This is a genomic window from Mycobacterium sp. OTB74, assembly GCF_029892685.1.
GTDB lineage: Bacteria > Actinomycetota > Actinomycetes > Mycobacteriales > Mycobacteriaceae > Mycobacterium.
On the sequence record NZ_JARXVD010000016.1, the window covers coordinates 40,363 to 65,840 of the forward strand.

At 62.6% G+C, this 25,478-nt stretch carries 22 protein-coding genes; 14 read left to right on the top strand and 8 right to left on the bottom strand.

Features of this window, described 5'->3' with window-relative positions; genetic code table 11:
• Nucleotides 1–60 precede the first annotated feature (60 nt).
• Genes M2432_RS20085 through M2432_RS20095 form a run of 3 tightly spaced genes read right to left on the bottom strand, consistent with a single transcriptional unit; the run spans nt 61 to nt 3,176 of the window.
• Nucleotides 61–960, bottom strand: coding sequence for a 1,4-dihydroxy-2-naphthoyl-CoA synthase (locus tag M2432_RS20085; protein ID WP_280828592.1), 900 nt, complete (start codon nt 958–960; stop codon nt 61–63).
• Nucleotides 961–2,040, bottom strand: coding sequence for a LuxR C-terminal-related transcriptional regulator (locus M2432_RS20090; RefSeq protein ID WP_280828593.1), 1,080 nt, complete (start codon nt 2,038–2,040; stop codon nt 961–963). It abuts the gene before it with no gap.
• Nucleotides 2,037–3,176, bottom strand: coding sequence for a LuxR C-terminal-related transcriptional regulator (locus M2432_RS20095; RefSeq protein WP_280828594.1), 1,140 nt, complete (start codon nt 3,174–3,176; stop codon nt 2,037–2,039). The genes M2432_RS20090 and M2432_RS20095 overlap by 4 nt, the downstream gene beginning before the upstream one ends.
• Before the next feature lie 223 nt (nt 3,177–3,399).
• On the opposite strand from M2432_RS20095, the gene M2432_RS20100 reads away from it, so the two are divergent.
• The 6 genes from M2432_RS20100 (at nt 3,400) to M2432_RS20125 (ending at nt 9,663) form a co-directional block, all read left to right on the top strand.
• Nucleotides 3,400–4,380, top strand: coding sequence for a zinc-binding dehydrogenase (locus M2432_RS20100; RefSeq protein ID WP_280828595.1), 981 nt, complete (start codon nt 3,400–3,402; stop codon nt 4,378–4,380).
• Nucleotides 4,381–4,390: 10 nt separating this feature from the next.
• Nucleotides 4,391–5,200 carry an enoyl-CoA hydratase/isomerase family protein gene (locus tag M2432_RS20105; RefSeq protein WP_280828596.1) on the top strand — a complete coding sequence of 270 codons (810 nt, stop codon included), beginning with the start codon at nt 4,391–4,393 and terminating at the stop codon, nt 5,198–5,200.
• A gap of 115 nt (nt 5,201–5,315) precedes the next feature.
• The gene (locus tag M2432_RS20110; protein ID WP_280828597.1) at nt 5,316–7,019 is read left to right on the top strand and encodes an AMP-binding protein; all 1,704 of its coding nucleotides are present in this window, start codon (nt 5,316–5,318) and stop codon (nt 7,017–7,019) included.
• A complete protein-coding gene (locus M2432_RS20115) occupies nt 7,019–8,200 on the top strand; it encodes an acyl-CoA dehydrogenase family protein (RefSeq protein WP_280828598.1) in 1,182 nt (393 codons plus the stop codon). The genes M2432_RS20110 and M2432_RS20115 overlap by 1 nt, the downstream gene beginning before the upstream one ends.
• 22 nt (nt 8,201–8,222) lie before the next feature.
• Nucleotides 8,223–8,969, top strand: coding sequence for a CoA transferase subunit A (locus M2432_RS20120; protein WP_280828599.1), 747 nt, complete (start codon nt 8,223–8,225; stop codon nt 8,967–8,969).
• A 37-nt stretch (nt 8,970–9,006) separates the two neighbouring features.
• Nucleotides 9,007–9,663 (top strand): 3-oxoacid CoA-transferase subunit B, encoded by a 657-nt coding sequence (locus tag M2432_RS20125; RefSeq protein WP_280828600.1) that lies wholly within the window; start codon nt 9,007–9,009, stop codon nt 9,661–9,663.
• Nucleotides 9,664–9,684: 21 nt separating this feature from the next.
• On the opposite strand, the gene M2432_RS20130 is transcribed toward M2432_RS20125, so the two are convergent.
• From M2432_RS20130 to M2432_RS20150, 5 genes are all read right to left on the bottom strand, one after another.
• Nucleotides 9,685–10,443 (bottom strand): FCD domain-containing protein, encoded by a 759-nt coding sequence (locus M2432_RS20130; RefSeq protein ID WP_280828601.1) that lies wholly within the window; start codon nt 10,441–10,443, stop codon nt 9,685–9,687.
• Between the two features lie 95 nt (nt 10,444–10,538).
• Complete coding sequence (locus M2432_RS20135; protein WP_280828602.1) at nt 10,539–10,997, bottom strand: MaoC family dehydratase; 459 nt, start codon at nt 10,995–10,997, stop codon at nt 10,539–10,541.
• Between the two features lie 248 nt (nt 10,998–11,245).
• Entirely contained in the window at nt 11,246–12,040 is a 795-nt protein-coding gene (locus M2432_RS20140; RefSeq protein WP_280828603.1) for an enoyl-CoA hydratase-related protein, read from the bottom strand.
• A 110-nt stretch (nt 12,041–12,150) separates the two neighbouring features.
• On the bottom strand, nt 12,151–13,854 hold the full coding sequence (locus tag M2432_RS20145) for a 1-acyl-sn-glycerol-3-phosphate acyltransferase (protein WP_280828604.1): 1,704 nt from the start codon (nt 13,852–13,854) through the stop codon (nt 12,151–12,153).
• 125 nt (nt 13,855–13,979) lie between these two features.
• Nucleotides 13,980–15,497 (bottom strand): HAD-IB family hydrolase, encoded by a 1,518-nt coding sequence (locus M2432_RS20150; RefSeq protein WP_280828605.1) that lies wholly within the window; start codon nt 15,495–15,497, stop codon nt 13,980–13,982.
• Between the two features lie 464 nt (nt 15,498–15,961).
• Here M2432_RS20150 and M2432_RS20155 point away from each other — a divergent pair, with 464 nt between their 5' ends.
• The 8 genes from M2432_RS20155 (at nt 15,962) to M2432_RS20190 (ending at nt 25,474) form a co-directional block, all read left to right on the top strand.
• Nucleotides 15,962–17,062 (top strand): NAD(P)-dependent alcohol dehydrogenase, encoded by a 1,101-nt coding sequence (locus M2432_RS20155; protein WP_280828606.1) that lies wholly within the window; start codon nt 15,962–15,964, stop codon nt 17,060–17,062.
• 18 nt (nt 17,063–17,080) lie between these two features.
• Nucleotides 17,081–18,025: an alpha/beta fold hydrolase gene (locus tag M2432_RS20160; protein WP_280828607.1), complete on the top strand. Its 945-nt coding sequence runs from the start codon at nt 17,081–17,083 to the stop codon at nt 18,023–18,025.
• Nucleotides 17,994–19,430: a wax ester/triacylglycerol synthase domain-containing protein gene (locus M2432_RS20165; RefSeq protein ID WP_280828608.1), complete on the top strand. Its 1,437-nt coding sequence runs from the start codon at nt 17,994–17,996 to the stop codon at nt 19,428–19,430. Before M2432_RS20160 ends, M2432_RS20165 begins: the two co-directional genes overlap by 32 nt.
• A gap of 56 nt (nt 19,431–19,486) precedes the next feature.
• Nucleotides 19,487–19,810, top strand: a complete 324-nt coding sequence (locus M2432_RS20170; RefSeq protein ID WP_280828609.1) for a hypothetical protein — start codon at nt 19,487–19,489, stop codon at nt 19,808–19,810.
• A 735-nt stretch (nt 19,811–20,545) separates the two neighbouring features.
• A complete protein-coding gene (locus tag M2432_RS20175; protein WP_280828610.1) occupies nt 20,546–21,874 on the top strand; it encodes a cytochrome P450 in 1,329 nt (442 codons plus the stop codon).
• 15 nt (nt 21,875–21,889) lie between these two features.
• Nucleotides 21,890–23,350, top strand: coding sequence for an aldehyde dehydrogenase (locus M2432_RS20180; RefSeq protein WP_280828611.1), 1,461 nt, complete (start codon nt 21,890–21,892; stop codon nt 23,348–23,350).
• A 34-nt stretch (nt 23,351–23,384) separates the two neighbouring features.
• On the top strand, nt 23,385–24,383 hold the full coding sequence (locus M2432_RS20185; protein ID WP_280828612.1) for a PDR/VanB family oxidoreductase: 999 nt from the start codon (nt 23,385–23,387) through the stop codon (nt 24,381–24,383).
• Nucleotides 24,380–25,474, top strand: coding sequence for a Rieske 2Fe-2S domain-containing protein (locus M2432_RS20190; protein ID WP_280828613.1), 1,095 nt, complete (start codon nt 24,380–24,382; stop codon nt 25,472–25,474). The genes M2432_RS20185 and M2432_RS20190 overlap by 4 nt, the downstream gene beginning before the upstream one ends.
• Nucleotides 25,475–25,478 lie beyond the last annotated feature (4 nt).

Consider the following 25,478-nt stretch of genomic DNA (forward strand, 5'->3'; position numbering starts at 1 on the left):
AACCGTGACCCGACACGTAGTTTGATGTAGTCAAGGCCTGTCACGCACAGGATTCCGACATTAGATATAGCGCGGGAATGGCGACCAATCGGGGTCGCGCTTCTCCAGAAACGCGTCACGACCTTCCACAGCCTCATCGGTCATGTACGCCAATCGTGTTGCCTCTCCAGCGAATAACTGTTGACCTACCAGCCCGTCGTCGATCAGATTGAATGAATACTTCAACATCCGGATCGCCTGCGGCGACTTGCTGTTGATCGACGACGCCCACTGCAGCGCAACGGTTTCCAGATCGACGTGGTCGACCACTTCGTTGACCGCACCCATCAGATGCATTTGCTCGGCGGTATAGGGCCGACCCAGGAAAAAGATCTCCCGGGCGAACTTCTGGCCTGTTTGGCGGGCCAGATAGGCGCTGCCGTACCCGCCGTCGAAACTGCCCACGTCGGCGTCGGTCTGCTTGAATCGGGCGTGCTCGCGGCTGGCCAAGGTCAGGTCACAGGTGGCGTGCAGACTGTGCCCGCCGCCGGCTGCCCATCCGTTGACCAGACAGATCACCGGCTTGGGCATGAAACGGATCAGACGTTGCACCTCCAGGATGTGCAACCTTCCCGCCCGTGCGGGGTCGACAGTTTCCGCGCTGTCGCCGGAGGCGTACTGGTAACCGCTACGCCCACGAATTCGCTGATCGCCACCGGAACAGAATGCCCAGACGCCGTCCTTGGGGCTCGGGCCGTTCCCGGTCAGCAGCACCACCCCGACATCGGGTGACAGCCGGGCGTGATCAATCACCCGATACAACTCATCGACGGTGTGCGGACGAAATGCATTGCGCACCTCGGGACGGTCAAATGCCACGCGGACCGTCGGCTGCGATACATGGCGGTGATACGTGATATCGGTCAACTCGAAACCGGCCACCTGTCGCCATAGCGACGGGTCGAACGGGTTGTCACGCATCTAGTTTCGTCTCCTTTGATCCTTGCTGACTTCATCCATGTAGAGGGCTATCGCCTCTGAGCGGTTGATGGCGCCGATCTTGCGGAGGATCCGCTTCACATGCGTCTTGACTGTTTCAATGGTGATGACAAGCTCGTCGGCAATGTCAGCATTCGACGCACCCAACACCAAACGTTCGAATACCTGCCGTTCGCGACCCGACAGCGTGCGCGCCAACGCAGAGTCGGACGCGATCGTCGGCGGCTCGATGCTGTCGTCATCCTGCTCGATGTCCAAGCTGACTGCCGCGGCGGCGATGCGATCTACCTCCTCGGTCAATCGGGCCGCCGCGCGTGCGATCGAGGTCCGTTGTTGCTGTACACGTTCGGTATTCAGCATTCTTTCGTGAAGCAGGGAATAAGCGGATGCAAACGTATCCAGCACGTCGACGTCCTCGACGGAGACATCGCACTCGCCGCCACGACTGACGTGGATAAGTGCCACCACCTGCGATTCAGCGATGACCGGAGCCACAAGATACTGGTCAGAATCCAGCAGGGTGCGAAAAGCGGCCGTTGCCGGCAGGTCGCTGTCATTCGTACGTATGGTGTCGTGTAAAAGCACGCATTCGCGCTCTGGCACGCAGCCGCGACGCTTCACAATTCTGGGGCTTCCAAGAGCAACATTGGATTCCTCCACCACGAACGTGTCGTCCTCCACGAACGAAATCAGTGCGCGGTCGAAGCCGAGCGCTTCACAGAGTTCGCTGCAAGCTTGACGGCCGAGCCCCTGAAGCGAGCCTGCCCTTTTCATGCGACGGATGCCATCGGTCAGCGACCGAACAACATCGGCACGCCCGCCAGCCCGCATCTCGCGAGCCTGAATCTGGGCCTGCAAGTACGAGACAAACGGCCGGAGTCCTCCAATTGCGCGAGCGGCATCAGAATGAACGCCTCGTGTCACCAATCGGCCAGTGGTGCCTGCCGCCATTGCGATCGCCGCGTCGAGCGTCGTTGCATCTTCTGATCGGAGTAATCCGAACGAGTTGCACAGCCCTTTGTCGAGTTCGTTTAGCGTTGCCACCATCTCACACGTCTTCACCGCAACTCCCCGTAATCACCGGTCATGATGCCGCCGTACACGGCCACCGCAGCTGCCCTACTGGACGTATTCAGCTTCTTGGCAATGTGTTTCAGATGTGACTTCACAGTCCCCTCGGAAATCACCAGGCATCGCGCGATCTGCCCGTTCGTCGCCCCTGTGGCGACATGAGCCATGATTTCGCGTTCACGCGCGGTCAACGAGAGTGCCGCCGAACGGCAGGTGCGGTGATAGGAGCCGACCTCCGGTTCTCCGCTCGACAACCACGACGGCGATCGAGTTGGCCGGGTGAGCATTTCGTCCACATGAGCGCACAAGCTGCCCACTTCCACGCGTTGCTGCACTGCTTTCGCCTCGAGCACAGCGCTCTCGAACACTACAGATAGACACTCGGCGAAAGCCTCCAACTGGTTGAGGTGGTCCATCGTGAGGATGCCATCGGGCTCGGGTTGGTCAGCGTGCAGCATCCCGATTGCCCTACCCTGCACGGTGATTGGGGCAGCAACGTAGCCCCGGCAGCCCGCTACCTCGATGAGTCCTTTGAACGTACGTTTGTCCTCGACGGGCGACAGCACAAGGGCGCCGCAGCGTTTGCGAACCAGTTCGGTCTCCAGCGGAGCGTCGGCCAACTGGAAGTGGGCACCCTCCACATATTCGCGGAACGGTTTTGATCGCGGATCAGATTCTTCGTGTTCGATGTGCAGGTACTGCGGCAGCCACAGTGAGCCCCTCACTGTCGAGATCATCGTCCGCGCGAAGGCCAACTCCCGGCTCAGCACCACGGGAGCGGCGTGGATTATCTCGCTGGGCGAAAGTCCGCGGAGGTCCGCCAGGGCCGTACGGATTTCCGACAGGCATCTCACCCGTAGCGATAGATCGCGATCAAGCAATTCGGACTGCAACAACAGGATCGAGATCAGCAGTTGATCGGTCGCGGCGGAATCGTCTTCAGCCACTAACGAGGCACGCCGCTCAAGGCGTCGCCTCGTCTCGGCCAATCGCTCCGCCAGTGTCATCGATGTCGGGTTAGCCAACTTCGATCCGAGATGCTCAGCTGCCGAGGATAGAGTCGCCTCGACGCGCTCCGCCAGTGTCGAATCCTGGCCGAGAGAAGTCACCGCCGCTCGCAAGACCATCGATACTCCTCTCCTTCGAAACTGCCCGCGCCACCTAACGGTCAGACCATTGAACCAAATGGTAGCGCGTCATCGGTCAGCTCACAACGACTTGAGAAAAGTGACCATCGTCACGCTAGGTTTGCGACCCGTACCCCACCCTCCGGTTCAGGGTTGGCCCCCTTGCGCACGGCGTTGACAAATGACCATAATGGTCTAATGGTCAGTCCAAAGGGAGGTTTTTGTGCACGCAGTCGTCATGGGTGAGTTCGGTGGTCCCGACGTCCTGCGCCCCCGCGAGTTCCCCGACCCAATCGCCGCAGCTGGCTGGGTGACGGTGGCACTGCGGGCCAGTGCGCTCAACTGGCACGACGTCCTGGTACGCCAGGGGCGTTACGCCTCACCTCTGCCCCATGTCATCGGCGCGGACGGCTCAGGCGTACGTACCGACACGGGCGAGCCCGTCGTGGTCCTACCCTCGCTGAACTGGGGAAATCGCGACGACGCGCCCGCCGCTTGTTGGGAGATTCTGGGCGATCACACCCCAGGCACCTACGCCGAGCTGGTCAGTGTCCCCGCAAACTGCGTGGCCCCTAAACCTGCTGGCCTGAGCTGGACCGAGGCTGCCGCACTGCCGCTGGTTGGTGTCACGACGCACCGCGCACTGTTCCACCGCGGGCGACTGCGTTCAGGCGAATCAATGCTGGTTGTCGGCGCCGGCGGCGGAGTTTCCACCATGGCAATCGCGCTCGCGGTCGCAGCCGGCGCGGCCATCACGGTGACCTCATCGTCGCTCGAAACTATCGAACGAGCGGTGTCAGAGGGCGCCCATGGCGGTGTGCTGCACGGCGAGCCAGATTGGCCTGAGCAGGCCCGGACCCTGTCGCCAGGAGGAGCAGGATTCGACTTGATTCTCGACCCCGTCGGACGCTGGACCGAGTCGGTGCGGGCACTGCGGCCCGGTGGCCGCTTGGTGGTACTGGGGGCAAATGCCGCCCAGACAGCTGCCATGGACATCCGCAGTTTCTACTTCGGCCAGTTCGATCTACTCGGCACCACGATGGGTAGCCCCCGGGACTTCGCCGCGTTGCTGAAGATGATCGACCAGTATTCGGTGCGCCCTCCGGTCATCGACCGCGCATTCCCGCTGGACCAGGCCGCAGCGGCACACGCACATCTTGAGCGCGGACGTGCATTCGGCAAATGCGTACTAACCCTCGACTAGGAGGCACCCAATGACAAAAACTCTTGAACTGGTCACCTACCGGCTGGAACCCACCGCCACAGATTCCGATGCATCGGTGGCGTATGTGACGTTGAACGACCCCGACCGGCGCAATGCACTGTCGGACGCACTGCTGGACCAACTCAGCGACCTCCTTGGGCGCGCTGCGGCCGACCCGCATGTCCGGGTCATCGTGCTCGCGTCATCGCATCCTCGCGTCTTCTCCTCCGGCGGCAACCTCGACGCCTTCGCTGACGATCGTCCGACGATCACGAAGTACGCCGGTTTAGCACGCTTCCCCGATCTATACCGCACGCTCATCGGGATCGAGAAGCCAATCGTCTGCGCCGCGGACGGTGACGTATTGGCCGGCGCGCTCGGCATCGCCCTGGCATGCGACCTCATCATCGCGAAAGAGTCAACCCGCCTCGGCTGCCCCGAGATAAACATCGGCGCCTTCCCATTCATGATCTCGGCGTTGATCTTTCGCGCCACCGGCCGACTTACCGCCAACGAGTTGATGATGACAGGCCGACTGCTCAGCGCGACCGAGGCGGCGACCGCGGGGCTGGTCAACCGGGTGGTGCCCGACGACCAATTCGACGATGCACTGCGCGAATGGGTCGCCGACATCGCCGGCAAGTCACCGTTGTTGATGGGGCTGGGCAAGCGGGCGCTGGCAGCCACCCGCGACCTGCCCCTTGACTCCGCGCTGGACTACTTGCAGGCCCAACTTGCCTTGGCGTTCACCACATCTGATCTCAAAGAAGGGGTGCGAGCCTTCAAGGAAAAGCGTCCACCCCAATGGACGGGCGCGTGACGTCATCCCCCTTTCGAGTGATTGCCGTTTCGGTCTGACCATTCTACGATTTCAATGATTGCGGCTTCGGTGCGATTTCCCGGAGGCGACGTTCAAGAAACCAAGGAATTGTGCGATGAAGCCAAGCCCGTACACCCACCGCTACAGCCCACAACAAGTCGAGGACTACTACCGCTCGGGCCTCTGGTCGTCGGAGACATTCCACGACCTGTTGGTCAAGCGCGTCGACGAAAACCCCGACAAGGTGTTCGCCACGGACGGAACACGATCGCTGACCTATCGCGAACTCTTCGACGCCGCTCAGCGGCTGGCCGTCGGCCTGCATCGGAAGGGTTGGCGCGCCGGCGACACCGCCGCCGTGCAGTTGCCGAACTGGGTGGAGTTCATACAGGTCCTGGCCGCCTTGTCTCGGCTTGGCGTCATCGGGATTCCCATCATGCCGATCTACCGGAACGAGGAGGTCGCCCACGTCCTCTCGAACGCCGGGGTGCGGGCGGTGTTCACCGCGTCGAATTTCAAGAAGTTCAATTATCTCGACATGTATCTCGATCTGCGTCGAGAACGCCCCGACCTCGAGATCGTGGTCGCGCGGCCCGACGAACTCGCCACTGAAGTCACAGCGAGCGACGATGCGGTGTTCACCCTGCAAGGGCTGGAGATCGACATCGACGACAACAGCGCCCGCGAGGAGCTGCCCGCGCCCCCCGGACCCGACGACCCATTCGTGATCGTCTACACCTCGGGAACAACGTCACGGTCCAAAGGATGTGTCCACACCTTCAACACCTACTGTTCCGGCTCCCGCGCGCTCGCCTCGCCATTCGGCTACACCGCATCCGATGTGCAGTTCGGCCCTTCCCCGGTGGGTCACACGACCGGCCTGGTCACCAGTGTCTTGCTGCCCCTGTTGAGCGGAGCGGCCACCCACTTGATGCCGTCATGGGATCCAGAACAGGGAATCAAGGACATCCAGCGCTTCGGCTGCACCGCGGCGGTCACGGCCCCGACATTCCTGCTCACGCTGCTCGAAGCGTACGACCCGAAGCAACACGACCTGTCCACCTTACGGTTGTGGACCTGCGCGGGCGCTCCGATTCCCGCAGCAATCATCGAACGGGCCGGCGCAATTCTCCCCAATCTGCGGGTGCTCAGCCTCTACGGTCGCAGCGAAAACTTGGTCACGACAACATGTTCAGTCACCGACGACGTCTCGCGTGCGTTGACTTCCGACGGCGCGGCAGTCCCAGGTTCCGACGTGCGGATCATCGGCGAAGGCGGAAATGAAGTGCCCCGCGGGACCGAAGGTGATATCGCCTACCGCGGACCCGCCCACATGATCGAGTACCTCGGCAATCCCGAGGAGACCGATGCCTTGTTCGCCGCCGACGGCTACTCACGGTCGGGTGATCTCGGCCGGATGACCGACGACGGCTTTGTCCGCGTCACCGGACGAACCAAGGACATCGTCATCCGCGGCGGAATGAACATCAGCGTGCGTGAGATCGAGGACAACCTCGCCAGCCACCCGGGTCTGCAAACCTCGGCCTGCGTGGCCATGCCCGACGAACGACTCGGCGAGAAGGTCTGCTGCTACGTCGTCGCTGCCGCCGGCTATACCCCGCCGACCGTCGATGAGCTACGTGACTACTTACTGGGCCGCGGAATGCCGATTCAGAAGACTCCGGAAAGGGTCGTCGCGGTGGATGCTCTACCTATGACGGCGACCGGCAAGGTCCTCAAACACGAGTTGCGCAAAGACATCCAACGGCGCATCCAAGAAGAAGCCGTTCAGCCAACCGAAGCGACAGGTGCCCACTAATGGACTTGAAAGACAGTGCAGTCGAAGCTGAATTTCGCGCCAAGGCACGCGCCTGGCTGGAGGCGACGATTCCCACCCTCGGCGGCGCCGAGCCGCCGTTGCTCGAGGACAAGCTCGATTACTGGCGCAGGTGGCAGCGGCTACTGTTCGACGCCGGATACGCGGGCCTGTCCTGGCCAAAGCAATACGGCGGCGGTGGCGCGGACGCCAAGATCCGTGCGGTCTTCAACGAGGAACTCGATCGGGCCGGCGCGCCGGAACGGCTGAACATCATCGGCGAAGACTTTGGCGGGCCGACGATCATCCAGTTCGGCACACCGGCCCAGCAAGAGCGCTACCTCGAGCCGATCCTGACCGGCAACGAGATCTGGTGTCAGCTGTTCTCCGAGCCGGAGGCAGGCTCAGATCTTGCCTCACTGCGGACCACGGCAACCAAGGTTGACGGGGGCTGGCGTATCCAGGGACAGAAGATTTGGACCAGCCGCGCCCAACTCGCCGCTCACGCCATCCTGCTCGCCCGCACGGGAGGCGGCCCACGACACAAGGGCATCACCTACTTCCTACTGCCCATGGACACCCACGGCGTCGAGGTCCGCCCACTCGCGCACATGCTCGGTGAGGCCGAGTTCAACGAGGTGTTCCTAGACAATGTCTTCATTCCCGACGATGGGGTCCTCGGCGAGGTCGACGGCGGCTGGAAGGTCGCGATGGCAACGCTGGCGTTTGAGCGCGTGGCGATCGCCACCGGCAGGGTGAACACCACCGGCGCAGTCAACGACCTAATCCGCGAAATCGCAGACCGGACAACCGATGACGGCGCGTCGCTCGGGACCGACCCCCTCGTTCGGCAGCGGGTCGCCGACCTGTACGGACGCGCACTGGTGCACTATCTCATCGGTCAGCGCGTCATCACCGGCGCCGCGGGAGACGGGCCGCCCGGCCCCGTGACGTCCATCGGGAAGCTGTACTTTTGCCCACTGGTCGAGGACATCGCGGACTTCGGATTGGAACTCGACGAGATGTCGGGCCAGTTTGCGCCTCACGAGAAACCGTCGGCGGGCGAACGTCAGCGCTGGCTGCGACTGGCCTACCAGGCGCGCGGGACAGCTATCGCCGGCGGGTCGACGTTCATCCAACGCAACATCGTCGCCGAGCGCATTCTCGGCATGCCTAAGAGCTGAAGTCCTGAGGAGGCTTGTGACTATGGACAAGGTCGTGGCAACGGCAGCAGAGGCCGTCGCCGACGTAACGGACGGGTCGTCGCTGGCGGTCGGCGGGTTCGGCCTGTGCGGCATCCCGCAAGCACTGATTGCAGCACTGCTCGAACTCGGCGTCCGAGACCTGGAGACGGTCTCGAACAACTTGGGTGTGGACGGCATTGGCCTGGGAGTGTTATTGGAACACAAGCGGATCCGGCGTACGGTCAACTCTTACGTCGGCGAGAACAAGGAGTTCGCCCGGCAATATCTCTCCGGCGAACTCGAGTTGGAGTTGACCCCGCAGGGCACGCTGGCCGAAAAGCTTCGTGCTGGCGGCGCGGGAATTCCCGCGTTCTACACACCCGCGGGAGTTGGGACGCAAGTCGCCGAAGGTGGTCTGGCGTGGCGGTACCACGCGGACGGTACAGTGGCGGTCGCCTCACCACCGAAGGAGACCCGCGAATTCGACGGCGTCACTTATGTTTTGGAGCGCGCCATCCGCACCGACTTCGCACTGGTGCACGCCTTCAAAGGCGACCGGCACGGCAATTTGGTCTACCACGCTGCGGCCGCAAACTTTAACCCGGACTGCGCTGCTGCGGGCCGGATCACCATCGCGCAAGTGGAGCACCTGGTAGAACCAGGCGAGATCGAGCCCGCCCAGGTACACACCCCGGGGATCCACGTGCACCGTGTCGTGCATGTGCCCAACGCAGCGAAACAGATCGAAAAAGAAACGGTGCGGCTATGAGCGCCGCGACGACGATGAAGAACAGGAGTGACACGAAATGAGTTGGAGCCGTGAGGAATTAGCGGCGCGGGTCGCTACCGAACTACGTGCCGGGCAGTATGTCAACCTCGGCGTCGGATTGCCCACCCTGATCCCGGGGCACATCCCGGCCGACGTCACCGTCGTCCTGCATTCGGAGAACGGAATTTTGGGTGTCGGGCCCTACCCCTTGCGTGAGGAGCTCGACCCCGACCTGATCAACGCCGGCAAGGAAACCGTCACCACGTTGCCGGGAGCGTCGTTTTTCTGCTCGTCGTCCTCCTTCGGACTCATCCGCGGCGGACGCCTCGACATCGCAGTCCTAGGCGCAATGCAGGTGTCTGCGGCCGGCGACCTGGCCAACTGGACTATCCCCGGCAAGATGATCAAGGGCATGGGTGGAGCCATGGATCTGGTGCATGGCGTGGAGAACGTGTTCGTGATGATGGAACACACCGCCAAGGACGGCAGCGCCAAGATCGTCGAGCACTGCACACTGCCGCTGACCGGCAAGCGTTGCGTAAACCGTATCTTCACCGACCTCGCCGTCATCGACGTCGCCGACGATGGTTTGCAGCTGATCGAGACCGCCCCCGGCGTCAGCGTTGACGAGATTGTCGCGAAAACCGAAGCACGCCTCGCGCTTTCGGGCGCTGTAGCGGGGCAGCCCGCTTAAAAATCTCGGCGGGCAGCGCCCTCAGTCGTCGATGTCGATTGCCTGACGTTCGTCCACGGCCAGTGCCGTTTCAGCGAAGGTGTGCACATGGCGGCGCATGCGTCGGCCTGCTGCCGGCGCGTCGCCGCTGCGGATCGCCGTGGTGACGGAGCGGTGAGCTCGCACCGTCTCAGCTCGGACCTCGTCGGTCACGAACTCGGCGTTCGCCGTTGAGGTGTAGATGGCATGCGACAACGCGGTCATGAATCCGATCAGCAGTTCGTTGTGGCCGGCGGCCGACACGCCTGCGTGCCAGTCGAGATTCGCCTGCAGGAATGCCGCCAAGTCGGCGCTGGGATCGGCGATGGCGGCATTGGCTTTGTCAAGGACAGCGAGGTCGTCATCTGTCCGATTGCGGGCCGCGAGTTCGGCACAAAACGGCTCCAGCGCCTCGCGGGTCTCCATCAGGTCGGCAAGTTTTATCTGCCGGCCACGGATCAGCATGCTCACCGATTTGGCCATCGATTTCGGTGTGGGGCGCTGGACGAATGCACCACCGGCCCGGCCCGTGCGCACGCGGACCAGGTTCTGCACTTCCAAAATCCGCAATGCCTCACGCACGGTGGCGCGGCTCATATTTGTCTGCTTGACCAGTTCGCGTTCCGCCGGCAGTGCGACGCCCTCAGCTAGTTCGCCAGACAGAATCCGCTCACGCAGGTCGTTAGCCAGCACGTCTGACGCCTTGGGTACGTCAAATGGCGTGAGCAATACAGGCGAGCGTCCCCCCCGTGGTTGGGTCATCGCATCCTCCCGGGCTAATTCGGTCTAAATGTAAGACCCAATGTACCGGTCAGATCGCTCCCAAGCGTGATCAGCGAGGACGCGATCGAAAATTCTCAGAACACCATTCGCGCGATAACCTCAGCCACCGCGGCGGGCTTCACCGAGCCGTCAAGTTCGACCGTCTGCCGCACCGTCAGATCGACGATCGTGGTGTCGACCCTCTTGGCGTCGACCAAGTCCGACCGGAGCCGAATGCGACTGCCTACTGGAACCGGCGCGAGAAAGCGCACCTTGTTCAGCCCATAGTTGATGCCCATCTTCGCGTTTTCAACGCGGTAGTTACCCCTACTCAGCGCAGGTATGAGTGACAGCGTCAAGAAACCGTGAGCAATTGTTGTCTGATACGGACTTTCTTCACGTGCGCGTTCAACGTCCACGTGAATCCACTGGTTGTCACCGGTCGCGCCGGCGAATGCATCGATGCGGTCTTGCGTGACGATGAGCCAGTCAGAGACGCCAAGTTCTTGACCGACGGCTTCGACGGCTTCTGCAATGGACGAAATGATTAGCACTACTGATCCTTCTCAAGCGAAATTCGTTGCGCTGCAGTGGCTACCACACTGACCAGCATGGAGGCGAAGACTGCACCACGATCCCAACGGCGAACATCGCCGGACTATCAAGCAGCACACCCGTGAACCCTGTAGCCAATCCGACGGAACTGTTGACTACCGACATGACCACCGGCACGCGCGAGACTTCGCGCCTCTTGATGGTTGGCCGAGGTATTCGCCGTTGAATACCTCGGCCAACCACCGGATTAGTGGCCCCTATAAGCGGCGAATTCGGGCTTCCGCTTCTCATTGAATGCGGCCACCCCTTCCTGCGCCTCTGGCGTTTCACCGAAAAGCTTCAGGCTCGAGTAAGCCATCTGCCCCATCGATGCAAACTGCTCCGTGTCGGTGTTGAACGACTGCTTCAGTACCTTTAACGCCGTTGGCGATAGTTGCAGGATTTCGTCTGCCCACGCCCGCACCTCGGCCTTGAGCTGATCGGCGGGGACCACCTTGTTGACGAGACCCCACTCGGCTGCCTGCTCGGCCGAATAGCGACGGCACAGGAACCAGATTTCGCGTGCACGTTTCTCGCCGACCACGCGTGCCAGGAACCCTGTGCCGAAGCCGGCGTCAAACGACCCGACCCGCGGTCCGTTTTGACCGAACACTGCGGTGTCTGCGGCGATTGTCAGGTCGCAGAGCACGTGCAACACGTGACCGCCACCGATGGCAAACCCGTTGACGGCGGCAATGACCGGTTTCGGTACGTCACGAATGACCCGGTGCAGCGAATCCACTTCGAACAGACCGGTTTCCGATGGCCCGTAATCACCGGTCTCGGCGCGCTGCTTTTGGTCGCCACCCGTGCAAAACGCCTTTTCCCCGGCGCCGGTCAGGCAGATAACACCGACCTCCGAACTCCCCCAGGCCATCTTGAACGCACGTATCAACTCATCCAGAGTGCGCGCCCGAAACGCGTTGTAACGGTCTGGCCTGTTGATCGTGATCCAGGCAAGGCCGTTGTCGACCTCGTAGGTGATGTCGGTGAATTCGGCCATCGGTTGCCTCTCTTCGTTGAGCGCACGGGTTGACGTCCGTGCAGTTATGGTCTAACCATATTACCAAATCGGCGACGGGGTACCAAATACCGAGACGGTCGTAGCCCGGGTCATTGTGAAGCGGTCGCTCGGCGCGTTCGCGCCAGCTCGGCGAGCACACGCCACAGGTCGTCGAGTTCGCTGACGAGGGCTGCACGGCGTTGCACGATCTCCTCGGTCGGGCTCCCAACATCGAGGAGACCCCGGTGCCGGGCCATCTTCACCGCAGTGCTGAACATCTCGCCTGACACCGATTCCTCGGTGATGCGGTGCTGCAGCGACCATTGTTTGCCCAACCGCAAACACCTCGTGAGCAATTGCTGTTCGTCGATGTCGCGTATTGGGCCGAGGTTGACCAGCTCCTCGGCCACCACCCGATAGGCGTCGATGAACGGTCGGATCACCAAATCGGCCACCACCAGCTCACTGCCCTTGAGACTCCGCGCGGCCTCGTCGGTGTCGAGCGGTGCACTCCGATCGTGCTCACGTCCGGTCATGATCGCGAACTCTTGCCACAGTTCGTCGGCGAATTCGTCGCGGCCGGCGAAGAAGAAGTCGAACTTGAGTAGTTCGCGAACCGCCAGCGCCTTCTCCCATCCGGTCCGTTTGGTCGCTCCTGGTGTCTGCACCATCGCCAGCAGGGCCAGCTCCGCTATGGCCCTCATCACCAGGACGTGAATCGCGCTGTTGCGGTATACCGCGACAATCAGATGCTGGTCGTTGCCGATGCCCCACACTGTCGTCGGCCCCTCGGAGTAGCTGGTCAACACCCCAGAGCCAACCAGGTCGTGCAACGTCTGGGACACCGTCGCTCGGTCGGTGAGGTCGGCGCCGCCAGCCACCGGCCAGCCTCGCGCGCGCAGGTACCGGGCCAGCGGCGCGACGGTTGCGCAAACTTCGTCGAGGGTCAGGGCGCGGTCTTCGCCGAGCATCGCAACGGACACCGCAGCCGTCGCGGTCACCGGTGTGGCCTGATTGAGCCGGTGGCAGATGTCCAAGGCGACGCGCTCGACTACCTGCCGGCCGGTCAAGCCCTCGGCACGCAATGCGACCATGCGCTCGTAGAGGGGCACGGGGGCACCGAAGTTGATGTAAATGCGTCCCAGAGGATGCCGCAGGCCGCGCGCGTAACTGACGAGCCAGCGCATGTTTTCCGGCTTCTTGGGTAGGCCACGAGACTCTTCGACCATGAGTTTTACTTCGTGCAGCGGCAACTGGTCGAACTGGATCGAGACCGGGACAGCGAGTGTCTGCTCTGCACGCACGGCTTCGATCGCGTCGGTGACATACTTCAGCAATCCGTATCGTGGCGGCCGCAGTTTGCCGGTACGGGTTCTGCCGCCCTCGATGGACCACACCAGATTGCGACCGGTGGACACGAGCCCCGCCACGACGCCGCGCAGGGCCACCCGGTACACGGGAATGTCACTCGTCGCCCGCTTCACTGGAATAAACCCGTTACGCCGGGCGAATGTACCCAGGGGAAAAAAGTTCAGATTGGCGCCAGCAAGCCCGAACGACGGCGAAATGCCCGCCCGCGCCAGACGGGGCGGAAACGAGAACTGATCGAGGTACGAGCGGTGCGAAATCAGGAAGATCAGCGCGTGGTCGCGGTCGAGCGCTCGCAGCTTGGCCAGGTCATCGTCGTCGATGACAACTTGGAATCCACGAACCATCCACGCAGACATGGCTTCCCAAGCGCGCACAACGCCTGGAACGTGGGATGCCGCCATCTCGTGCACGTAGCCCGCGGCTTCGGCCCGCACAAGGGTCACATCGCGGCCCAATTTTGATGCCAATTCCTCAGTGGCTCTGAGGAATTCGTCGGAGTCTAGGAGCTCGACAATGTCGCCGCGGTCGCCTCTCCGAGGCATTCCCGGAAGCCGATCCGCCGGCATTGTCATGTGTGCCCCGGGATGGTTGCCGCAGCGATGGCTGCTGACCACGCCTGCCCCGCCTCCGTACCTGGCCAGTCGTCCAGGGTGTCGGTGTACAGCTGGCGCATTCGTGGAACCCACTCATCGAGATCGGCTTTGGTCCAGTTCTCTGTCGGAAGCGCTTGGTGCACAACGACTTCGATGGTGCCTTGCTGGGCCACTTTCGCGTTGCGCCACATGATTTCGCCCGCGTTGCGAATGACAATCGGGACAATGGGGACCTGGGCGTCGCGTGCCATATGGAAGCCGCCCTTCTTGAATGCCCCGATTTTCGGGCTGAACGACCGGGTGCCTTCGGGTGACATCACGATCGAGATGCCTTTGCGCAGCCTGTCCACCGCGGGCTGTAATGCCGACACTGCCTTCGATGTGTTACCGCGATCGACGAAGGCGACATCCGCCATCGAGAACAGCTGCCCGATAACGGGCATTTTCTTCACCTCGGCCTTGGCCACTACCGTGAACCCCCGCTGCACGACTCGGGTGGTAACGAGCATGTCGATCAGCGTGCTTTGATGATTGATGAAGAACACTGCGGGCCGGTGCGTTGTGTTCTCCTCACCGACGATTTTGAACCGGATGCTGGCCAGATCGGCACCGAGTCGACCGAAAAGCGACGTTGCCATGTCTACTCCGCCCCGCCGGTCTTGGGTAAGCACCCCTGCTAATGTGCCCGCACCCATCGCCGCGGCGAAGCCGCCGAACAACCCAGCCGTTCGGGCGATTGCCATGGGATGGAATTGACTACGCTTGCTCCGGAACTGCACCACCGGCCAATCGTGTTCTCCCGCGTGGTGGGCAAGTTCCGGCCCGGGGTTCACCGGGTGCGGGAACCCGACTTCGGCCAGGAACGGAACATCTTCATCGCCATTGGCGTATGCGTAGCAGCGCTTCAAGGAGATTCGTTTCCGTTTCGCGAAGTCACGGACTGCCGACGCCTTGCCTTCGTTCCACGGCGGACGCCCAGCGATGTGCCCGGTGATGACACCGCGCTCGGTCTCAAGCTCCGTGCACAGGACATGCTCGATACCCAGTTCCCGAGCCATCGGCTGCACCTGCATCCGTGTCGCCGACGTCGCGATGACCACGGTGTGCCCCTTGTTCTGGTGAGCGCGCACCAGCCGCCACGCACCCTGAAAGAGCGCACCGGCGATCTCCTGGCTAAAGAGCTGCTCACCGAGTTCCATCAATTCATCGTCGGTGCGGCCGACCCATCCCCGGATACCTTGCAGCATCACGTTTTTAAACCCAGCTTCGTCGAGCGGGTCGCCGAGTGCGGCGAGCATGGTGCGGACGAACTCGTCCGGTCCCAGCTCGAAATTGCGCGCACGGTGGGCAACGAGAGCGCTGGCGGAGTACCCCTGGATCAGGGTGCCGTCGAAGTCGAAAAACGCCGCGACTTGAGGGCCGTCAGGCGCGGCCTTTATGTCGGCGACAAGGTCGTCGACGGCGATTTCCCGCGGTGATTTTTGATCAGTCATCTCGTGGCTAATCGACGATGTTCTCAACCGGGACCAGGACCGGGACCAGCTTGGCACCCAAGCCCTCCGCCATTCCTGTTGCCTTGAATGTGGTGTTATCCGCCGCGATTCGCATCTCGCCTCCCTGTGGTGATCGGTGGGCACTGCGACCTCACCGCGCTTCCCATCTCTGAATCTGAGGGAGTGAGCGCACACCCAAACCACGCCGATTCCAGGTTCTCACTATGAGGAGTAGAACTGGCCCAGCCAAGAGTGTTCCCGGCAAATACCTCTACTGCGGGGTGGAGAACCGCTCGATGTGGTGACGCGGAGGTACCGCAGGTCGTCCACACTCGGCACACAGGGGTTCAGTGGCGCTGGGCTCACGTGCATCACGACCAGATGAGGCGGCCGATCCCGCAGCTGGATCAGGTCCGCGATGAAGCGTCCGGGACCTGACGCCACAAAAGAGAAAAGGGACAGACATGCAGATCTCCGCCGCGGTGGTGAACGAAGTAGGCGCGCCGTTTACCCTCACCAACGTCGAACTTCAGGATCCAGCGCCCGACGAGGTGGTGGTGCAGATTGCTGGGGTCGGACTCTGCCACACCGACATTGCAATCCAGCACGGGCACATGCCATTCCCGCTTCCCGGCGTGGTAGGACATGAAGGCAGCGGTACCGTTGTGCATGTCGGTTCCGACGTGAGATCGCTGGCCGCCGGCGATCACGTCGCGATGAGTTTCAACAGCTGCGGGGCGTGCCCCCGTTGTGGTATGGGCGAGCCTGCGTACTGCCATAACTTCCTGGAGTACAACTTCAGCGGGGCGCGTACCGACGGATCCTCCGGATTAGTCGCTGCCGGAACCAAATTGGGCGCCAACTTCTTCGGCCAGTCGTCGCTGGCCACGCACGCGCTCGCTCACGAGCGCAACGTGGTCAAGCTCCCTCCGGGAGTCCCGCTGGAGCTCGTCGGGCCGCTCGGCTGCGGCGTCCAGACCGGGGCTGGCGCAGTACTGAACTCACTCGACGTCCGAGCCGGCAGCACCGTGGTCATCGCAGGGGCAGGAGCGGTCGGCCTGTCTGCAGTCATGGCCGCGGTCGTGCGCGACGCCGCGACGATCATCGCGGTCGACCTTCACGAAAGCCGGCGAACCTTGGCCACCGACCTCGGCGCGACTCACACCATTGACCCGAAGGCCGGACCGTTGTCAGAACAGATCCGTGACATCGTTCCCGGAGGCGCCGATTACGCGATCGACACAACTGCGGTGGCTTCGGTCGTCGAACAGTTGACCGCCTCGCTTGGGATGCGGGGCATACTCGGTTTGATCGGTGTTCCGGCAGATCCGGATGCCGCGTTCTCGATCGGACTGTTCCAGCCGCCTCTGCTGGGGTTGACCATCCGGGGCATAGTCGAAGGTGACTCCGATCCGAAGACGTTCATCCCCTACCTGCTTGATCTCCACAGTCAGGGAAAGTTCCCCTTCGACAAGCTGATCACCACTATGCCGCTGGACCAGATCAACGAAGCGGTAGCCGCCCTACATCGTGGCGACATCCTCAAGGCTGTGTTGACCCCCTGATCTGAGGAGTACAGAAGCATGGCTAAGAACGGACGACGAAGAGCGGCAATTGTCGCCGCGGCATGTCTCGCTGTCGGGGCCTCGGCAATGGCTGCCCGCCGTATTGCAGCGGGGCCAGGTGACCAACTCCCCCAGCTCGAGTTGACGCCGATGCATCGAAGCGGAAGCGGAACACCCCTGTTATTGCTTCATGGTGTTGGTGGTATCTGGCGGGCCTGGTTACCGGTGCTGCCGCATCTCGAACCACGCCACGACGTCATCATCCCGACGCTGCCGGGCCACGGTGGCGGGTCGCCGTTGGATGCCGGCACCCCGCCAACGGTGCAGGCGCTCGCTGATGCGATCGAGAACCAGCTCGACAGGTTGGGCCTGCAGACCGTGCACATTGCCGGCAACTCGCTGGGAGGGTGGCTCGCAATTGAGCTCGCCCGACGTGGCCGAGCACGCTCCCTAATCTTGTTCAGTCCGGCCGGGGCCTGGCGTTCACAGCGTGGAATCGAATTGCGCGCCAAAGTGATACAAACTTCTATCGGTGCGCTCGGGCGCTTCTCGTCCCACGCCGACTGGCTCGCCGCCAACCCGTTGCTCCGCTGGTCGCTGTTGGCCGGCCAGGTTGCCCACCCCGATCGCGTTCCCCGCGAGGAGTTGGCGGCCATCATTCGTGCAGGAGCCGAGGCGCCGGTTGTCGCCCCGCTGATGCGCCAACTCCCCATTCGCCAGGTCCAGCCGCTGCCAGCCGACCGCGACTACCCAGTCCGGCTGGTCTGGGGGGAACGTGATCACGTCATACCGTTTATCGGCTTCGGGAATGCGATGTTCGAGCGGCTCCCCCAGGCACAGCTGGCTTTCCTTCAGGGGGCTGGGCACGTGCCGATGTCCGATGACCCAGCCGGCGTTGCCGAGAACATTCTTCAGGTAACCGAAGCCCTAGATGCAGCCGAAAGGGCTGATCGCGTTGTCTGACGCAGGCGACGACTCACTCGCCGAATGGGGCGGCGATCAAGACCTCAGCGCGGCCGAAGCGCTGATGTGGCGCACAAGCAATGACCATCGTGCCCGTTCGACCGGGGTGATGGTCGAACTGCTCGACAGCGAGCCGGACTGGGAGCGGCTGGTCGCCGCCCACGATCGACTGACGCAGCGAATTCCCAGGCTGAGGGAACGCGTGGTTGAGCCACCGCTACCCCTCGTTCCGCCATCGTGGTCACCGGACCCATATTTCGACCTCGACTATCACCTGCAACGGGTGCGCCTTCCCGGGGACGGCTCGATGGCCGAACTCCATGCCTTGGCTGCCCAATTCGCGGCCCACCCGTTCGACCCCGAACGTCCCCCCTGGGAGGCGATGCTGGTGCTTGGCGTCGCCAGTGATCGGGCCGCATATCTGTTCAAACCGCATCACAGCCTGAGCGACGGAATCGGTCTGCTGCAGTTGCTCGAACTGACGCACGGGCACAGCCGCGAGCCCGGGCCGGCTGACGATCGGCCGATGCCCTCGCGCCGCCGAAAGGAAACGCCGGAGGGGCTGCTGGTGAATCGGCTTATCGACCGCGTTGTCCGCGCGCCCGGGGATGCGATACGCGAGACCCTGCACGTCGCCGGTCAATTCGTCGGCGACCCCGTCGGCAAGACGACCGAAGCGGTCAAATTTGCGCAATCTCTGCAGCGAGTCCTGAGGCCACCTGACACGTCGCACTCGCCTGCGTTGACTGGCAGTGGATCAGGTTATCGCATGGATGCCTTTGACGTCCCATTTGATGATCTGAGAGCCGCTGCGAAAGCCGCCGGAGGCTCGGTCAACGACGCTTTCCTGGCCGGGGTGCTGGGTGGGGTTCGGCGTTACCACGAGAAACTCGGTCTTACAGTCGACTCCATGCCGGTGGCGATTCCAGTCAGCCTTCGGACCGATGCCGACCCTATGGGGGCCAACAAGTTCGCCGGCGCGCGGATCGTGGCCCCGGTCGGTGAGCCGGATCCCAAGGCGCGCATAGCCGCCATACACGATTTCGTGGCTGAGGCACGAATGGAGCCAGCGCTCGGATTCCTGGACCTTCTCGCGCCCACGCTAAGCCGCCTACCCGGGATTGTGCTCAGCCGTCTGGTGGGTGAGATGACTGGATTAGCCGATCTGCAAGTGTCCAACCTCGGGGCGATCTCGCGTCCGCTCTACCTGGCAGGGGCGCGGGTGACGCGCGTCTACCCGGTGGGTCCGCGGCCCGGTATCCCGGCCATGCTTGCGATGCTCACATACGAGGGAACCTGTTGCATATCAGTCAATTTCGACCCCGAAGCCGTGACTGACCCGGTGGCGTTCTCGGCCTGTCTTCGGGAGGGTTTCGATGAGGTGATCACCATTGCGCCGCGCTGAGCCACAGGTCCCATTGGACAAGAGATCAACCACAATATGCGAAAGGCAAGTGCAGCATGACCTTTGATGACGTCGTCGAAATCCTTGATGAGTCGGTCGGCGGGCCAGACGCCGACGTCGTTTCCCACGGCCCCTTCTGGCGCGGCGTCACACGCGATCGATTCGTCGAGATGAAGGTCGGCGGACGGAAACTCGTGATCCTCGGCGACGGTGCGAACTCCAACCTGGTGCTATCGCTCAAAGGCGAGGCACCGTTCGGCTCCGATCTAGATGACCCGCCCGCGGGTGCGCTGAATCCTCGCATGCCCGCATATGTCGATCCCGTGCCTGCCGAGTCAATCGCCGATATCGAGCAATGGATTAACGACGGCTGCCCCTGACTGGCGTCAGCTCACCACAGCTGAGCCGATGACCACGAACGTCAGGTACGGCGAAGCGTGGTGCGGTGAAGACGTTCGAGCTGAGCGCGAACCCACCTCGGATTTCGCACCAGTCCCGGAAGTCTTCGTATCCCACGGCTACGCCCCACCGTCAGGAACACCGATGTCTTGCCTGGTCACTGCCTCGCCGAGGACCGCCCGTCTACAGCGAACTGCCCAGTGACGAACGCAAGGGTCCTCCTTTTGCGCGGTTCGCCGAGTACCGCAAACACGCACGGAAAACGTTGAAAGACAACGGTCCTTGCCATCGCTCGCCTGGCTTTCGAAAGATGGCGCACCGATGGCCGGCCGCAAAGGCCAGCCGCGAAGTAGGACCGTCTCATCAGACCCTTACCGGCGAATGCGCCTGTGCGCGGCGACTTTGACCGCTACCCCGCTGGCCAAACACCTCCCGTCACCTCCGTGACCACCCCGCAATTGGCACCCAATCACCCGCCAGTCACCTCCGTGACCACCCCGCTCTTGGCACCCAATCACCCGCCAGTCACGGACCTAGCCTCCCAGGGAAGTACAGCCAAATGCTCCATTACCCCCAACGTGGGAGCGATGAGCCCCCGTCGTGGTGACGCACGAAGAACGGCTCACAATGAGACTTAAGTCACCTACTCCACTTGTCCACGAAGCCTCGCGGACACGCTATCTAGGTCGTTCAACGCAGCCATAGGGAGGACACCCGTGACAACAACCCAGCCCACCGATTCCGCCATCATCCCGGACGACATCGCGCGACAGGTCGTGTTGCCAGAGGGCCACTCCGACCTCAGCGCTCTGTACGACGCCTACAAATGGCTACGCAACAACATGCCAGTGGCCAAGGCGGTCGTCGAGGGCTATCCGCCGATCTGGCTGGTCACCAAGAACGCCGACATTCAAGAGGTTGAAGGCCAGCCGGAAATCTTCAGCGCCGGCGGCGGCCCGGAGACCCCGGGCTCCCACAATCCCATCCTGCAGAACGCTGCGGGTGATGAGTTCACCAAACAACTCCTCGGCGGCAGCCTGCGCATCCTCGACGCCCTGCCGTATGTCGATCCACCCGAACACACCACCATGAAGGGCATTGCTTTCAACTATTTCAAGCCCCCGGCGCTGCGGAAATGGGAAGAGCAGATCCGCGAGCTGGCCCGCGAATCCATCGAGCGCCTCAAGGAGGTCTCCGCAGGTGGACAGATCGACCTGCTCGACGACTGGGCCCTGGGCTTCCCGCTGCACGTGATGATGACGCTGGTGGGCGTGCCGCCGGAGGATGAGCCGCGAATGATGGCGCTGACCCAGGAGTTCTTTGGGGCCGCCGATCCAGAACATCAGCGCGATGACGTCGTGCTGAGCCCCGAAGCGATGGCCGAACAATTCGCTAACACCATCCAGGACTTCTTCGCCTACTTCGACGCATTGGCCGAAGACCGCCGGGCCAACCCCCGCGAGGACCTCGCCTCTGTGGTCGCCTGCGCCAAGCAGCCCGACGGCGAGTACTTCCCCAAGACCTGGGTGTACGGCTGGTACACAGCAATCTTCACCGCCGGTCACGACACCACTTCAGCAACCCTGGCCGGCACACTCAAGGCACTGGCGGAGAACCCCCAGACCCTGGCCCGGGTCAAGGCCGACCCGAGCTTGATCCCGCACCTCCTCCAAGAGGGGCTGCGTTGGGTGGCGCCCGTCAAGCACTTCATGCGGCACGTCGAGCAGGACTACACCTTGAACGGGCAGACCATGAAAGCCGGTGACCGTGTGATGCCTCTGTTCCAATCGGGCTGTCGCGACGAGGAGGTCTTCGACAACCCTGATGTCTTCGATATCGACCGCAACCCAAACCTTCACCTAGCATTCGGTTTCGGCCCGCACACCTGCGTCGGACAGCACCTCGCCAAGCTTGAACTGAAGGTGATGTTCGAGGAACTCCTGCCCCGGCTGGAATCTATCGAGGTGCTCGGCCCCGGCAGTGTCACGCAGACAAATTTCGTCGGCGGACTCAAGCACCTGCCCGCCAAGCTCACCATCTCCTGAACGGCCGAAATATACATGACCACAATCGATTACCCGCAGCTCTACATCGACGGAACGTGGGCTGCGCCAGCCGGGCACGACACCATAGGGGTTTATTCCCCCACCACCGAAGAGCGGATCGGTTCGGTGCCCAGAGGCGACCTGACCGATATCGACGCGGCAGTCGCAGCAGCACGGGGGGCGTTCGACGCGCCCGACGGCTGGTCAAGCTGGCATCCCAAGGAGCGCGCTGAGTACCTCCAGCGGTTTGCCGCGGAGCTGGAAGCGCGCAGCGCGGAGACCGCACGCCGGGTGTCGATGCAGAACGGTATGCCGATCTGGCTGGCTAACCAATTCGAGGCCGTCTTCCCGTCGCTGCTGGTGCGCTACTACAGCGACCTGATGGCCGGAGCACCGATCGAGGAAGCGCGCCCGGGTATGTTCGGTGGCACCTCATTGGTGTCCAAAGCGCCCATCGGCGTCGTCGGTGCGATCGTGCCGTGGAATGTCCCACAATCCATTTCGTTCTTGAAGATCGCGCCCGCCCTGGCCGCTGGATGCACGGTCGTTCTCAAACCGGCTGAGGAAACCGTCCTGGACGCGTTCCTGATGGCCGAGGCCGCCGCGGCGGCCGGGTTGCCGGACGGCGTCATCAACGTCGTGCCCGGCGGTCGAGAGGTAGGGGCCTACCTGGTCGAACATCCAGGCATCGACAAGGTGTCGTTCACCGGATCTTCTGCCGCCGGACGTTGGATCTCCGAAGCGTGCGGACGCCTGCTCCGACCCGTCACTCTCGAGCTCGGCGGCAAGTCGGCCGCAATCATCCTCGACGACGCCGACATGACCTCGTTGCTCGAGCCCTTCTTTGGTTGCACGCTGCTCAACAACGGCCAAATCTGTTGGCTGAATACGCGGATCCTGCTTCCCCGCAGCCGATACAACGAAATGGTCGACACGATCACGGATATGACCCGCGCGCTGACCGTTGGCGATCCGCTCGATCCGGAAACCAAGGTCGGACCGCTGGTGTCTAAGCGCCAGCGCGATCGGGTCGAGGGTTATATCGCGACGGGCAAGAGTGAAGGCGCGCGAATGACCACAGGCGGTTCGCGCGGAGGCCAGGATCGCGGTTGGTTTGTTGAACCGACCATCTTCGCCGACCTTGACAACAACGCGACGGTGTCGCGCGAAGAGATCTTCGGCCCCGTGCTGGCGTTGATTCCGTACTCCGATGAACAGGACGCGGTCGCCATTGCAAACGACAGCCCCTACGGCCTCGGTGGCACTGTCTGGTCGTCAAACGTCGAGCGTGCCGCCGACGTAGCCCGCCACGTTCGATCGGGAACCATCGGCGTCAATCAGTACGTGAATGACCCCGTGGCCCCGTTCGGCGGCATCAAGGAAAGCGGCTTGGGCCGGGAAATGGGCCCGGAAGGGTTACACGCCTTCCAGGCGTACAAGACCATCTACATGCCACCCTCGGTTACGGCCAACTGATTACGTGTCGCCAGACAGATCGGAGCAAGGAGCGATGTCTGCACTCGCCGTCACGAAGCCCGGTGCCAACGTACACGAATACACGGCCGACTTGGTCGTCAGGCGCCGGAGCACACCGGCCGAAGGTGTTGTGCTGCTGGAATTTACACATCCAGACAACGAAGACCTGCCACGCTGGGAACCGGGCGCGCACGTCGACCTCATTCTCAGCGTCGGCCTGACTCGGCAATACTCGCTCTGCAGCGATCCCGGCGATCGGGGAGCGTGGCGCGTCGGGGTCTTGTTCGATCCAAACAACAGCCGCGGGGGTTCGCGTTACGTTCATGAAAATCTCCACGAAGGCACTACGGTACGAGTTCGGGGCCCCCGCAACCACTTTCCCCTTGTTGACGCGCCGCGGTACCGCTTCATCGCCGGCGGCATCGGCATAACCCCGATCTTCACGATGCTTGAGGCGGTCCAGCGCACCGGCCACGAATGGACACTCCTGTACGGCGGCCGAACCAAGGCCTCGATGGCGCTGGCAGACGAGCTGGTTGAACGCTATCCGGATCGCGTCACCTTGTGGCCGCAGGACGAGAAGGGATTTCTCGACCTGGCGTCATATCTGAGAGATCCCGACGATGACACTCTCATTTACAGCTGCGGCCCCGAGGGATTGCTCAACGCGGTCGAGAGCAACTGCGCTCACTGGCCCCCGGGCGCCCTGCACATCGAACGGTTCGCCGCTAAGGCACCGACGGCAGAGGAAGCCGCGCAAGCCCTTGACCGCTTCGAGGTGGTATGCCGCCGATCCGGGGTCACACTCGAAGTGACACCCGATCAGTCAGTGCTCGAAGTACTTGAGGAAGCCGACATCCCGATCATGGCCAGCTGCTACGAGGGTGTCTGCGGAACCTGTGAATCGAGAATTTTGGAGGGCAAGCCCGATCACCGCGACTCGGTGCTGTCCGCGGCGGAAAAAGCTGCTGGCGAAGTCATGTTGGTCTGTGTATCGCGCTCGTGCACCGAAAGGCTGGTGTTGGACCTGTGAGTACCAATTACCCCAAAAAGTGCTGGTACGTCGCGGCTACGTGCGACGAGATCACCGATACGCCGCTGGGGCGACGCTTGCTCGGGATGGATGTCGTACTGTGGCGCGGCGCCGGCGGCACAGTCACGGCGTTCGAAAACCGTTGTGCGCATAGGGCGTTTCCGCTGTCCCACAGCCGTGTGGACGGGGATCGATTGATCTGCGGCTACCACGGCTGCACCTACGACACCTCCGGGGTATGCGTTTACACGCCGGCCCAGCCCCAAGTCCCCACTGGGATGAGTGTTCGGGTGTTCCCCATTCTCGAACAACCACCATTCGTCTGGATCTGGACCGGGCCGTCCGAATCTGCTGCGACGTACGAGCTGCCGGATACGCCATGGATCAACGAGCCCGACTGGACGACATTTGCCAGCGCTTGGCAGGTGAGCGCGAACTACATGATGGTCCACGAACATTACCTGGACTTCAGCTACGCCCCTGTTGTGCACGCAACCGACCTGCCGCCGGGTCTGGCAAGCATGGGGGCGTTCAACGACGTCGAGGTGACCGAAACGACCGTTTCCTACACCCGACTGCTGCCGGAGCTGCCGCTGGCTAGCTGGCAAGCCGACGCGACGGGACTTGACCCTGCCATAGCGTATAAGCACCGCGAGGGCGGCAGGTTCGTCTCGCCGGCTCTTCACACCCAATACTGGGACATCGAAACGTCAACTGGGCAGGTGTTCACCACAACTCGGACACATGGCATCACCCCCGAGTCTGAGAACTCAACCCATGTATTCATGCAGTCGTCGCGTAATTACGCAACGGACGACGCTGCTGCAACCGACCGCCTGAGCTCGTTCTTGGACGGAGTCGCCCGGCGCGACAGATCGATATTGGAAATGGCTTCGAATCATTCCGGTTACGACGGCTGGCGTCGCGGAGTGGAGTTTCAGGCAGATGCCGCTGCGCTGCGCGCCCGCCGGATCGTCGGCGTGCTATTGGCCAAGGAGGCCGGCCGGGCCGCGATCCGTCCCGGTCTGGCGCCCAATAGCAGGGAGTCGTCGTTGAGCCCGTCTCAGCAGCCCGCGACGTTGAGCGGGTAACGTC

Coding starts and splice junctions, on each gene's coding strand:
- M2432_RS20160 (WP_280828607.1), top strand. CDS start 17,081: ATGGCTAAGAACGGACGACGAAGAGCGGCAATTGTCGCCGCGGCATGT.
- M2432_RS20125 (WP_280828600.1), top strand. CDS start 9,007: ATGAGTTGGAGCCGTGAGGAATTAGCGGCGCGGGTCGCTACCGAACTA.
- M2432_RS20105 (WP_280828596.1), top strand. CDS start 4,391: ATGACAAAAACTCTTGAACTGGTCACCTACCGGCTGGAACCCACCGCC.
- M2432_RS20155 (WP_280828606.1), top strand. CDS start 15,962: ATGCAGATCTCCGCCGCGGTGGTGAACGAAGTAGGCGCGCCGTTTACC.
- M2432_RS20085 (WP_280828592.1), bottom strand. CDS start 960: ATGCGTGACAACCCGTTCGACCCGTCGCTATGGCGACAGGTGGCCGGT.
- M2432_RS20130 (WP_280828601.1), bottom strand. CDS start 10,443: ATGACCCAACCACGGGGGGGACGCTCGCCTGTATTGCTCACGCCATTT.
- M2432_RS20185 (WP_280828612.1), top strand. CDS start 23,385: ATGTCTGCACTCGCCGTCACGAAGCCCGGTGCCAACGTACACGAATAC.
- M2432_RS20170 (WP_280828609.1), top strand. CDS start 19,487: ATGACCTTTGATGACGTCGTCGAAATCCTTGATGAGTCGGTCGGCGGG.
- M2432_RS20165 (WP_280828608.1), top strand. CDS start 17,994: ATGCAGCCGAAAGGGCTGATCGCGTTGTCTGACGCAGGCGACGACTCA.
- M2432_RS20120 (WP_280828599.1), top strand. CDS start 8,223: ATGGACAAGGTCGTGGCAACGGCAGCAGAGGCCGTCGCCGACGTAACG.
- M2432_RS20095 (WP_280828594.1), bottom strand. CDS start 3,176: ATGGTCTTGCGAGCGGCGGTGACTTCTCTCGGCCAGGATTCGACACTG.
- M2432_RS20110 (WP_280828597.1), top strand. CDS start 5,316: ATGAAGCCAAGCCCGTACACCCACCGCTACAGCCCACAACAAGTCGAG.
- M2432_RS20150 (WP_280828605.1), bottom strand. CDS start 15,497: ATGACTGATCAAAAATCACCGCGGGAAATCGCCGTCGACGACCTTGTC.
- M2432_RS20140 (WP_280828603.1), bottom strand. CDS start 12,040: ATGGCCGAATTCACCGACATCACCTACGAGGTCGACAACGGCCTTGCC.
- M2432_RS20180 (WP_280828611.1), top strand. CDS start 21,890: ATGACCACAATCGATTACCCGCAGCTCTACATCGACGGAACGTGGGCT.
- M2432_RS20115 (WP_280828598.1), top strand. CDS start 7,019: ATGGACTTGAAAGACAGTGCAGTCGAAGCTGAATTTCGCGCCAAGGCA.